Origin of the sequence: Neobacillus vireti (assembly GCF_036962465.1) — a bacterium.
GTDB lineage: Bacteria > Bacillota > Bacilli > Bacillales > Cytobacillaceae > Neobacillus > Neobacillus vireti_B.
Genome location: NZ_JBALNF010000095.1, coordinates 1 through 6,594, shown reverse-complemented (window position 1 = coordinate 6,594; position 6,594 = coordinate 1). Strand labels below are relative to the sequence as shown.

At 39.3% G+C, this 6,594-nt stretch carries 8 protein-coding genes; 7 read left to right on the top strand and 1 reads right to left on the bottom strand.

Features of this window, described 5'->3' with window-relative positions:
- Nucleotides 1-66 precede the first annotated feature (66 nt).
- The 4 genes from V7077_RS27425 to V7077_RS27410 all read left to right on the top strand — a co-directional run bounded on the left by V7077_RS27425 (nt 67) and on the right by V7077_RS27410 (nt 4,074).
- Nucleotides 67-729, top strand: a complete 663-nt coding sequence (locus tag V7077_RS27425) for an amino acid ABC transporter permease (RefSeq protein WP_335507880.1) — start codon at nt 67-69, stop codon at nt 727-729.
- The gene (locus tag V7077_RS27420; RefSeq protein WP_335507878.1) at nt 726-1,448 is read left to right on the top strand and encodes an amino acid ABC transporter ATP-binding protein; all 723 of its coding nucleotides are present in this window, start codon (nt 726-728) and stop codon (nt 1,446-1,448) included. The genes V7077_RS27425 and V7077_RS27420 overlap by 4 nt, the downstream gene beginning before the upstream one ends.
- Before the next feature lie 11 nt (nt 1,449-1,459).
- Nucleotides 1,460-2,656 carry a M20 metallopeptidase family protein gene (locus V7077_RS27415; protein ID WP_335507876.1) on the top strand — a complete coding sequence of 399 codons (1,197 nt, stop codon included), beginning with the start codon at nt 1,460-1,462 and terminating at the stop codon, nt 2,654-2,656.
- Between the two features lie 125 nt (nt 2,657-2,781).
- Entirely contained in the window at nt 2,782-4,074 is a 1,293-nt protein-coding gene (locus V7077_RS27410; protein ID WP_335507874.1) for a Zn-dependent hydrolase, read from the top strand.
- A gap of 249 nt (nt 4,075-4,323) precedes the next feature.
- On the opposite strand, the gene V7077_RS27405 is transcribed toward V7077_RS27410, so the two are convergent.
- Nucleotides 4,324-4,593 (bottom strand): hypothetical protein, encoded by a 270-nt coding sequence (locus tag V7077_RS27405; RefSeq protein WP_335507872.1) that lies wholly within the window; start codon nt 4,591-4,593, stop codon nt 4,324-4,326.
- Between the two features lie 197 nt (nt 4,594-4,790).
- On the opposite strand from V7077_RS27405, the gene V7077_RS27400 reads away from it, so the two are divergent.
- The 3 genes from V7077_RS27400 to V7077_RS27390 all read left to right on the top strand — a co-directional run bounded on the left by V7077_RS27400 (nt 4,791) and on the right by V7077_RS27390 (nt 6,503).
- Nucleotides 4,791-5,192 carry a hypothetical protein gene (locus V7077_RS27400; protein ID WP_335507870.1) on the top strand — a complete coding sequence of 134 codons (402 nt, stop codon included), beginning with the start codon at nt 4,791-4,793 and terminating at the stop codon, nt 5,190-5,192.
- Nucleotides 5,193-5,452: 260 nt separating this feature from the next.
- Nucleotides 5,453-6,034, top strand: a complete 582-nt coding sequence (locus V7077_RS27395; RefSeq protein ID WP_420489717.1) for a GNAT family N-acetyltransferase — start codon at nt 5,453-5,455, stop codon at nt 6,032-6,034.
- A 154-nt stretch (nt 6,035-6,188) separates the two neighbouring features.
- The gene (locus tag V7077_RS27390; RefSeq protein ID WP_335507866.1) at nt 6,189-6,503 is read left to right on the top strand and encodes a hypothetical protein; all 315 of its coding nucleotides are present in this window, start codon (nt 6,189-6,191) and stop codon (nt 6,501-6,503) included.
- Nucleotides 6,504-6,594 lie beyond the last annotated feature (91 nt).

Genomic DNA, 6,594 nt, shown 5'->3' with positions numbered 1-6,594 from the left:
GGATAAATCGGAACACTGATTTATCCGTCTTATTTTCCTGATGTTTTTTCAAAAGGAGAGAGGGACATGAAGGACTTTATATCATTTGCAATAACATATCTTCCCTACTTATTACAAGGGGCATTGGTAACAGTTGAAATAGCCATTATTGGAGTAATAGCAGGAAGTGTTATAGGATTATTATTCGGTCTCGGCCGTGTTTCTAGTAATAAATTATTTTCACAAATTAGCCGATTTTATATTTGGGTGATTCGAGGAACTCCGCTTTTAGTGCAACTATTAATTATCCATTTCGCCATTCCATCTGTTTTTCCCGTCTTAACGATGCCGCCTTTTGTTTCCGCCTGCATCGCATTGTCACTAAATGCAGCTGCCTATATTGCGGAAATTGCCAGGGGTGCCATTCAGTCGATTGATAAGGGACAAATGGAAGCAGCAAGGTCGCTTGGATTAAGCTATGGACAAGCGATGAGACGGGTGATTATACCACAAGCGTTTCGCCGCATGCTTCCGCCGCTAGGAAATGAATTTATTGCTTTAATTAAAGAATCTTCCCTTGTATCGACGATCGCTTTATACGATTTACTTAGAACGGGCCAGCAAATCATTAGTAGTACGTACCGATATATGGAGATCTTTGTATTGGTTGGTTTAATCTATTTAGTGCTTACTACAATCATGACCTTTATCGTTGGAAAAGTGGAGAAAAAGGTAGGTGCTTATGAATGATAACATGCAAAAATGTGAGTAAATCCTTTGGTAAGTTAGAAGTTTTAAAGGGTGTTGATTTACATGTTTCGCAAGGAGAAGTGGTCGTCATCATTGGTCCTAGTGGTTCAGGAAAAAGTACCTTCCTTCGATGTATGAATCAATTAGAGTCAATTGATGGTGGGAGTATTACGATTAATGAGAGAATGGTAGAAAACAAAGAAGCTGCATTGAATAAACTTCGTCAAGAGATCGGAATGGTTTTTCAGCAGTTTAATCTTTTTCCACATATGACCGTTTTACAAAACATTATGGAAGCACCTGTCTTATTAAAAAAGATGTCCAAAGTGGAAGCAAAGAAAAAAGGAATCGAGCTTCTTAAAAAAGTGGGGCTTGAAGCTAAAGCGGATGAATATCCAAATCGTTTATCTGGAGGGCAAAAGCAGCGTGTAGCCATCGCTCGGGCATTAGCCATGGAACCAACGGTTATGCTATTCGATGAACCAACTTCGGCGCTGGATCCAGAACTTGTCGGAGAAGTACTTACGGTTATGAAGCAGCTGGCAAAGGAAGGGATGACCATGGTCGTCGTTACCCATGAAATGAGCTTTGCAAAAGAAGTAGCAGACCGGGTTATCTTTATGGATGGCGGGAATATTATGGAACAAGGAATTCCCGAAGACATTTTTGTCAATCCAAAGCATGATCGGACGAAGGAATTCTTAGGGCATATTAGATAGGAGGAGCCCGCATGTTAAAAGATTCAAAGTCAGAAATCACAACAATGATTCATGATAGAGTAGAACAATGGTTTCCTAAATTAGTGGAAATGAGAAGGAATCTTCATATGTATCCTGAAATCAGTAATCAAGAATTTAAAACCACCGAAAAAATAAACGGATGGTTACAGGAATTTGGGATTCAACAAATACCACTTAGCTTAGCCACTGGGACTGCTGCAGAGGTAAAGGGAATGAAACAGGGACCAACGGTTGCGATACGAGCGGATATTGATGCACTTCCTATTCAAGAAGAAGCAGATGTGCCATTTCGTTCAAAAATTAATGGTGTCAGTCATATGTGCGGCCATGATGTTCATACAACGATAGCACTTGGGGCAGCGATTATTTTAGAAGAAATGAAGGAACTCGTCCCTGGGAATGTTCGAATCTTGTTCCAGCCAGCTGAAGAATTTGAAGGTGGAGCGGAATCCATGATCCAGCAAGGATTATTGGAGGGGGTAAGTTCCATTATTGGCCTTCATAATGTTCCCGAACTTCCTGTTGGTCAGATAGGGGTGAAGGAAGGATTTTTAATGGGAAGTGTAGATGACTTTACCCTAACCATTAAAGGAAAAGGCGGACATGCTGCAATTCCGGAGAAAACGATTGATCCGATCGTGATTGGCAGTGCCGTTGTGAGTCAGCTGCAAACCTTGGTCAGCCGGACGATTTCATCGAAGGAATCGGCAGTTGTCACGATTGGTTCCTTCCAAGCAGGGATGACAAATAATGTCATTCCAGATAAGGCGATTCTTAAAGGAACGGTCCGAACTTCCAACGAAGAAGTGAGAAAGAAAATATACGAGGTATTTACACAACTTGTAACCAATATCGTGGCAGCCCACGGTGGGGAAGTGGAAATTAAATATGAGTTTCTACTGCCTGCTGTCTATAATGATGCCATTGTGGCCGAAGTGGTTCAGTCAGCAGCTGAGGCAATCGTTGGGAAAGAAAATACGGTACGGGCGGAACCAACCATGGGTGGGGAGGACTTTTCTTTTTATCAAAAAGAAGTACCTGGCTGCTATGTGTGGCTTGGTTCCGGAAATGAAGAAAAAGGGATCAAATATGGGTGGCATCACCCGAAATTTATGGTAGATGAAGAGGCCATTAAAATTGGCGTTCAATTAATGGTCCAATCGGCGCTTAAATTATTGGAGAGATAAACCTCCTTTATCTTTGATTTTCGTAGCTAATAGAAAACATAAAGATAGGAATCCTGCTTTTTTTCGGAAGGAAACAGCAGGATTTTCTCTATACAGGACATTCAGATGAAGGGAGAATGTAATCAATGGAAGCAAATAATATAGAAAGTTTACATTTAACGATTAATGGAAAGCGTCTTTGGAATCAATTAATGGACTTAGGAAAAATAGGAGAAGAAGACAATGGCGGGGTCACTCGAACATCACTTGATCAAAAAGATATCGAGGCACGAAAATGGTTTCTTAACCTTTTAGAACAAGCGGATTTATCACCTTATATGGACGCAGCTGGGAATATCTTTGGGCAAATAATCGGTAAAAATCCTGAATTACCTGCCGTTCTGATTGGTTCTCACTTGGATACCGTAAATTCTGGCGGGTGTTTCGATGGCGCCATGGGTGTGCTGATGGGTGTTGAGGTTCTTTGTACGTTGAAAGAAAAGGGAATCCAACCTGAAAGAACGATAAAGGTAGTATCCTTAACGGATGAGGAAGGGGCTCGTTTTGATTATGCTTTTGTCGGCAGTACCGCTTTGGTTGGAACAGAAGGAGCGGATAAATTAAAGGAAAATTTAGCTGCTGCAACAGATAAAGAGGGAATTTCCTATTTGGAGGTCATGCGGCAAGCCAGTCTGGAAGGGGAATATTTTAACCAGATTAATCCAGACCGTTTAGAACTAGCCCAAGTAAGGGAAAAGGACGTAAAAGCTTATATTGAAGTACATATTGAGCAGGGAAAAGTGTTAGAAAATGAAGATTTGGCTGTCGGAATTGTAACGGGGATTTCTGGCGGAGAATGGGCCGAAGTCACCATCACGGGGGAAGCGGGGCATGCAGGTACGACCTGGATGAACGAGAGAAAAGATGCTTTAACAGCTGCTGCCGAATGTATACTGGAAATCGAGAAAATCGCCCAGGACAGCAGCGGAAGTGTTGCGACCGTCGGGAAATTGGAAGTAAAACCTGGAAGCAGTAATGTCATTCCTGGGAGAGTGGATTTTACACTTGATGTTCGGGATATAGATAATGAGCGGCGTGAAAATACGATTGCTAAAATCTATGATTCTATCCGAGCCATTGCTGCAGACCGTGGTTTAAGGTGTGAAATTAGGCCGGTTCAATCTCTAGCTTCAGTGATGAGTTCACCAAGTGTGATGAAAGCAGTAAAAGATTCTCTGCAAGAAATACCGTATCCTGTTTATGAATTGCCAAGCGGGGCTGCGCATGATGCGATGGTGTTGGGAGAACTCACAGATATCGGCATGATTTTTATAAGAAGCAAGAGTGGCATCAGTCATCATCCGGATGAGTGGAGTTCGTTTGAAGATGTAGCCCTTGGGTGCGAGGTACTATACAGAACAACGTTAAAGCTTTTATAGAGTGGTAATATAGTTAAATTTAATGATACTTGGCAGTAACAGGCCACTTGCCTCATTCGCAAGTGGCCTAATCTGCGTAAAGCTTATACCTATTGCGGGAACTTCTACTGTTACGACTCAAAAGATCACGAGAAGGACGACCATTGCAATAATTATACGAGATAAAACTTTGGCTGTTTCTATTCCATAAATAAAAAAGGAAACAGCCATTAAACTGTTTCCTTTTTGAGATGTAATTATTGGCAGAGATCAGTAGGTTCTTCCTGTATCAGTTCTTGCTGTGGCTACGTAATCCGGGATTGCTACTGGACTCGACGAAGACTCTAATAACTTCGGTTGGTCAGAATTCCCTTTTAAGGTTTGGCTGGACAGTGATTGGATTTGGTTCTTTATCTTTTCGATATTTTCTGAAGAGGCAATGCTTTTTATTTGATTGATGACCTTAGAGCGAGATTCCTTATTCCTCAACAGATAAGCGGCTCCACCAATGGCTAATGTGCTAACAATCTTGTTTATCATAATATCTCATCCTCCTTGTCGATATGTTTATACCCTTTACTCCAATTGTTAAACAGTATCTTTATAGGGCTTATTTCTTTTTATTGGTGACTATACTGGGCAGGCTAATTAAAGAATTGTATATTATTATTACTTAAAGCTGTTTGTTCTGAAAACACGACAATGATTTATTGGTATTAATAAAAGGGGGTGTTAAATTGAAGAAGATTGTATTTCTAATTTGTTTCGCACTCATTTTTCTAGCAAGTTGTTCGCAAGCAGCTGGTATACATAATAAAGGATTGGAGAAATCTATACGTTCTTCTTTGGAGAAAAAAAGTGTGACGGAAATCGATATTAAATCTTTTACGGACTTTGATTGGGACAAAGCATATCTAATCACCCCTTATACTGATCGAGAGACCATAAAAAAGTATTTGGGCATTAAATTTAGAGATCCAACAAATATAGCTAATCGAGATGATATATATTTGCTTGTATTTCTTGCTAAGAATAAAGTGGTTCAGTATGTAAAAATACCAACTAAATATGGTTCGCTGATGCACGAAAATAAAGATGGTCTTACACCTTCAAATGCAATCATAAAGATACAAAAATAAAAGGGATTTGTTATTTCAGCAAAATTATTTTAACCAAAAGAGATTGTAAAAAATTGAACTTAAAGTGACCGAGGCTTTTGCTCAAGATTGATCGCTGCGGCGGTCATTTTTTTTATTAAAGTAACGGCGCAGTTTAGTTGATGAAGAGTTACTTAACCTCCCTCTTTTATCTGATCCTTATAAAAGATAAACAACTGGCACTTTAATAAAGGTCAGTTTAATTTTATAATTCTGCCAAAGAAGAAAAGGAGAGAAGAATGATGGAGATAATACCAGCAGCATTAATAGGAGATAGAGTAAAGATACAACCTATGGAAGATGATCACGTACAGGAATTATTTGATGCGGGAAATAATCCAGATATATGGGCATACATGCCAATGAAGGTTCAATCGATTGAAGATATGAAGTTCTTTGTGAATGGAGCTCTTCAAGCGAGAGAGCAAGGAAGCGAATTTCCTTTTGTTATCTTCGATAAAGATTCGGGGAAAATTGTGGGAAGCACTCGTTTCCTTAATATATCCATGCCAAACCGTAACTTGGAAATTGGTTGGACATGGCTGTCACCATCTGTTTGGCGAACTAGAATCAATACCGAATGTAAGTATCTTCTTTTGAAACACTGCTTTGAGACACTTGGGACAATTCGTGTTCAGTTGAAAACAGATAGTCGAAATGTGCGGTCTCAGCAGGCAATTGAACGGCTGGGTGCGGTGAAAGAAGGAGTGCTTCGGAATCATATGGTTATGCCTGACGGTTATCTAAGAGACTCTGTTTTTTACAGTGTAATCGACCAAGAATGGGTGCTAGTGAAGGACAAATTGGAGAGAATGCTTCGATAATCGAGTATGGGTGCAAGAATTTAAGATGGATCGCTGCAGCGGTCTTTTTTCTTGGTGAGTTATCGGTGCAGGGGGTTGAAGAACTATATACGAATTTCCAAATTATAGATTATAATAATATTGCAGTTATTGTTTGATTAAGGAGAAAGTACGAATGGCGTTAATAACCGTATTAAGACTAATTAGTTTTTTGTTGTTTATTATTTTTTTTATTTTGGGCTTATATGAAACTATTAAGGTGTACAAGCACTTCTATAAAGAAACTAAAAAGAGAAAAGTGCTTAAAGAGGAATATTATCAGAAAACTAAAAAGTTGTATTTTATAGAAGGTAAAAATAAAATCCACGCTATAAAAAAAGATGGCGAAATACTTTTTAGTTGGGATACCTTTACTGATTTCTTAAAAGATGAATTAAAATTTTCTGAATCAATTATGAAAGAAGAAATTCCAGATGATTGGTGGAGTTAATTGACATTTCTTCTTCAGCTAACGGAGGCTTGAGTTGAAGATGGAGTTGCGGCGGCATCTCCTTTTTTTATATTAACGAACAGAATATTTC